2 protein-coding genes are annotated in these 2840 nt (G+C 60.8%); both read left to right on the top strand.

All coding sequences use genetic code 11. From position 1 onward, the window contains the following. Window positions 1-600 precede the first annotated feature (600 nt). A complete protein-coding gene (locus tag NUW23_15800; protein ID MCR4427620.1) occupies window positions 601-1380 on the top strand; it encodes an IclR family transcriptional regulator in 780 nt (259 codons plus the stop codon). Between the two features lie 28 nt (window positions 1381-1408). Further along, window positions 1409-2840: thiamine pyrophosphate-binding protein (locus NUW23_15795; protein MCR4427619.1), on the top strand; the 1432-nt coding region annotated here is incomplete at its 3' end.

The raw sequence follows: 2840 nt of genomic DNA, 5'->3' as shown, positions 1-2840 counted from the left end.
GGAGATGATCCTGCCGAACGCTGGGCGGGTTCCCGAGGAGAAGTGATTGTGACTGCACTGTAAGGGGGTTCCGGGTGTGGGCAGTGCTCCCGTGCGAGGCTTTATCGGGCTCGGAGTGTGACGGATAGGGGATGCGGGCACGGCGGGGCTAATCATGGCGGCCGATCTTGCCAGGCCCCATCCGGGCAACCGGCTCTCGGTCCCCAGAGGGACCATCGCGACTCCCGGGGCGCGGCGTAAAGGGCCCGGGACGAGGCGGATTACACAAGGGAATAGCGTACCACACCAACTCCCTCGCCTGTCCGTGACTGAGTGAAATGCATGGCTCAGCACGAACGGGCTTCCGTTTTTCTGGGTCACTCCTTCAAGCGCACCGCAGAATAGCCGGCCGGCGAGGCTCTCTCGACCAGGCCCCTTTGTGCGGCAACCTCGTGCCGCATCTCCGGGGGCTTGCTTGCGTCTGCGGAGGCGACCACGGGAAATCGTCTCAGGCCGGTAGGAATCTCGGCGTGCGCGGCGAATACCAATTGCGCAATGGGAAATATATTTTACAATCGCCAATCAGAGTTCCAGTCCCGATCTCGACAGCGAGACGCGAGTATGGAAGGCAAAAGGCTGATCAAGTCTGTCGACAGAGCGGCGTCGATCCTGGAGGAACTGGCGCGTGCAGAAGGGCCCGTCGGGCTCAAGAAGCTCAGCACCACCCTTGGGCTGAATGCCACGACCTGTTTCCATCTGCTTGCCACCCTTGCGGCACACGGCCTTGTTGTGCATGATCCGTCGACCAGGAAGTACAGGCTCGGCTTGAAGATGCTCGAGTTCGCCCGGCCTGTCCTGGAGGGTCTCGAACTGAGGAGCGCGGCAAGGCCGTTCCTCGTCGAGTTGATGGAACTCACAGAGGAAACCGCAAACTTGGTGATTTTCGACCAAGGTGAGGCTGTGTACATCGACCAGGTGGTGAGCAGGCGGAGCAGTATGTTCCGGATGTTCACCCAGATTGGGACCAGGGCGCCATTGCACTGCACGGGAGTGGGCAAGGTGTACCTTGCGTTTCTGCCGGAACAGCAGGCTGAGGCTACCCTTGGTGAGCAGACATTGGAGAGATTCACCAGGAACACGATTACCGCCTTCGACTCTCTCCGCGCTGAGCTTGGACGCGTGCGATGCAATGGATTTGCCCTCGACGACGAGGAGCGCGAGGAAGGTGTGAGGTGTGTGGCCGCCCCGATCTTCGGAGGGCCCGGTCTGCCTGTCGCGGCGGTCAGCATTTCAGGTCCGGCTTCACGGCTGACCGATGAGAGAATTGCGGCAGTTGTCCGTCATGTGGTGGACATTGCGGAGCGGCTATCCCGTAGTGTGCAGCTCATTGCGGGAATCTGATTGAGTACAAGGAGAGGGGTGCAATCATATGAGAGCGGCAGAGGTGGCTGTGAAGATCCTGGAGAGTGAGGGCGTGGACGTGGCCTTCGGGATTCCCGGCGCCGGCATCAACCCGTTCTACAAGTACCTTGGGCAATCCAACCAGATCAAACACTACATAGCCAGGCACGAAGAAGGGGCGGCGCACGCGGCCATCGGATATGCCCGGGCGAGCGGCAAGATGGCTTGCTGTGTCGCCACCTCCGGCCCTGCAGCAACTAACTTCGTTACCGGTCTCTACACCGCACAAATCGACTCCATTCCGATTGTGGCGATCACCGGGCAGAATGTCCGTGCTCAGCTGGGCAAGGAGTCATTTCAGTGTGTGGACATCGCGACCATTGCGCGCCCAGTGGTCAAGGGGTCGTGGTGTATAACCGAGCCTGCGAGGCTTCCAGGGATCATGCGCGAGGCGTTTCGAATTGCGAGGCAGGGAAGACCCGGGCCGATCCTCATCGATCTACCCCTCGATGTCCAGATGGAGGAGATCGATTACGACCCAGATTTGGACGCACCTTTGGCATGGGAGAATCCAAAGCCCGACCCCAAGAAGATCGAACGGGCCATCGAGATGATCCTCGCAAGCCAGTCGCCGGTGATCCTTCTGGGCGGGGGCGTGATATTGTCGGGAGCTACAGAGGAACTCCGGCAGTTTGCCGAGTACCTTTCGATCCCTGTGGTCACCACCTACATGGGCAAAGGAGGCATGTCCCCCGACCACCCGCTCTACTGCGGGCAGGTTGGGATCCAGTGCAACACACCTTTCGGGAACCGGGCGTTCCTCCAGTCAGACCTTGTGCTCGGAGTAGGGTGCAGGTTCAGTGACCGCCACACAGGCGGGCTCGCGACATACACACGAGGCAGGAAGTTCATCCACGTCGACGTGGAACCCACTCAGATCGGCAGGATCATCCCAGCCGACTTGGGCATTGTCTCCGATGCCAAGCTGGCCTTGGAGGCTTTGCTCGAGGCCGCCCGCGAGAGGACGGCGAAACGCGAGGCCGCAGGATGGGTCGCCGACATACCCACCCTCCGCGAGGAGTCCGCGCGATTCCTGGACTACGATGGGTGGCCGATCAAGCCCCAGAGGCTGTTCGCTGAGATCAACCGGTTCTTCGACGATGACGCCATATTCACCGTCGGGTGCGGCCTGGTTCAGATATGGTCGGGGCAATTCCAGAAGATCTCAAAGCCCGGGCGGTACCTGCAGTCCGGCGGGGCGGGGACCCTTGGTTACGAGGTCCCTGCGGCTGTGGGGGCCAAGATCGCGAAGCCCGAGGCGACGGTCTGCTCCATTGTGGGCGACGGCGGGTTTTCTTTCCGCGGCGAGGAACTCGCAATGGCGTGCCATTACGGCATCCCCATTGTAGTTGTGGTGCTGAACAACGGCTACCTCAGCCTCATCAGACAGAACCAGAAGT

The sequence above is a fragment of the Bacillota bacterium genome (assembly GCA_024655925.1).
Classification (GTDB): Bacteria; Bacillota; DTU025; order DTU025; family JANLFS01; genus JANLFS01.
Note: the sequence above shows the minus strand (reverse complement) of the source record. Positions and strands in the feature narration are given on the sequence as shown.

Bases quoted from the DNA above. Each gene is read 5' to 3' on its own strand.
- NUW23_15800 (MCR4427620.1), top strand. From the start codon at position 601: ATGGAAGGCAAAAGGCTGATCAAGTCTGTCGACAGAGCGGCGTCGATC.